General features: G+C 61.5%; 2 protein-coding genes. Both read right to left on the bottom strand.

Translation table 11 applies throughout. From position 1 onward, the window contains the following. Nucleotides 1–96 precede the first annotated feature (96 nt). Entirely contained in the window at nt 97–693 is a 597-nt protein-coding gene (locus EN742_RS34650; protein ID WP_126054386.1) for a hypothetical protein, read from the bottom strand. 249 nt (nt 694–942) lie between these two features. After that, nucleotides 943–1,533 (bottom strand): OmpA family protein (locus EN742_RS34655; protein ID WP_148670509.1); only part of this gene is annotated, 591 nt, incomplete at its 5' end.

Consider the following 1,533-nt stretch of genomic DNA (forward strand, 5'->3'; position numbering starts at 1 on the left):
CCTTCATGCGGATCGTCGCCAAGGTCTGATTTTCTGTTTCCGTTTCAAGAAGGCAAGCCGACCAACCGGCTCGCCTTTTTCATGTCTTGCGGCCCGTTACATCGGCCCGGGCATCATCTTGGTCGGCTTCTCCAGCATCGGGAACTCGGCCTTGCTGCATTTCACCGTCGGGTTGGTCGGGCTGAACACGCCGTTCGGATTGTCCTTGAACCAGGCGTGAAGATCGTAGTGGACGAACTCCTTCGGAATCAGGGGGTAGTGTCCCTCCATCGGTCCCATGAATTTCTGGCCGAATAGCGTGGGTGCTTCCTTGACGTCCGGCGTCAGCGGCACCAGCCATTCCACCCCGACCAGTTTCAGGCCTTTCTTGGTCGGCTCGTAGATCAGCACATTGGGGTGCATCGGATCGAGCTTTTTCCCGACGCTGGGAACGTTGACGAAATGGATGCCCATGGCGCCTTTCGGATAGTCCATCGTGCCGGGTATCTTTTCGCCGGTGAAGTAGACGCACCCGACAGTAGACAGATAGAGGTCGCGGATGGCGGCGGTGTAGTCCTCATATTTGGCGAGCGACTTTTTCAAGGCCTCGATGTCGGCCTTGCTGGCATCCTCGGCCTGAGCCGTGGCCACGCCAAGCCAGGCGCCAATGAGACCCGTCAAAGCGAGGACACCGAAGCGAGCTGTTTTCGTCATGCATTCCTCCCAGAATTCTGATCTGGCCGTGCAAGACCGAGGCGTCGAACTTCTTGATTGCGCGGCCGATTGTTCCGCCCCGTCCCCTCAGGAACGCTCCGATGCTATTCCTTTCCATGATCCCGGAAAAGCAGTCCGTTAGAACTAGCTAATTCTTCAGGATGACTTGGTGAACTGAAGACTGCCAATGTCGGCTCAAAACAAAAACGGCCCCCGTGGGGGCCGTTTTCACGTTCGATGCCAGGCGGCTCAGGTGAGCGGCGACAGCTGGATCTCGACACGGCGGTTCTGGGCGCGGCCCTGGGCCGTCGCATTGGACGCGACCGGACGGGTCTTGCCGAAGCCGGTGACGGCGAAGCGGCGCGAATCGACGCCTTGCCCCGACAGATAGTTGGCGACCGCCAGCGCGCGGCGCTGCGACAGATCGAAATTGTGTTCGTCGCCGCCCGTCGAATCGGTGTGGCCGAAAACATCGACCGTGGTCTGGCGGAACTTGTTCAGCACCAGCGCCACCGAATTCAACACCGGATAGAAGCCGGGCTTCACCGCGTCCTGGTCCACGTTGAAGGTGATGTCGGACGGCATGTTGAGGATGATCTGGTCGCCGGTGCGGGTGACGCTGACGCCGGTGCCCTGGAGCTGGCGGCGCAACTCGGCCTCGTTCTGGTCCATGGTGGCGCCAATTGCGCCGCCGGCGAGCGCGCCGATGCCGGCGCCGATCAGCGCGTTGCGGCGGTCGTTGCCGCCGGCCAAAAGGCCAAGCCCGGCACCCGCGATCGCGCCAAGGCCGGCGCCGGCCGCCGTGTTGGAAACCTTCTGCTCACCGGTGTAGGGATCGGT

Source organism: Mesorhizobium sp. M4A.F.Ca.ET.020.02.1.1, assembly GCF_004022645.1.
Lineage (GTDB): Bacteria > Pseudomonadota > Alphaproteobacteria > Rhizobiales > Rhizobiaceae > Mesorhizobium.

Coding starts and splice junctions, on each gene's coding strand:
- EN742_RS34650 (WP_126054386.1), bottom strand. CDS start 693: ATGACGAAAACAGCTCGCTTCGGTGTCCTCGCTTTGACGGGTCTCATT.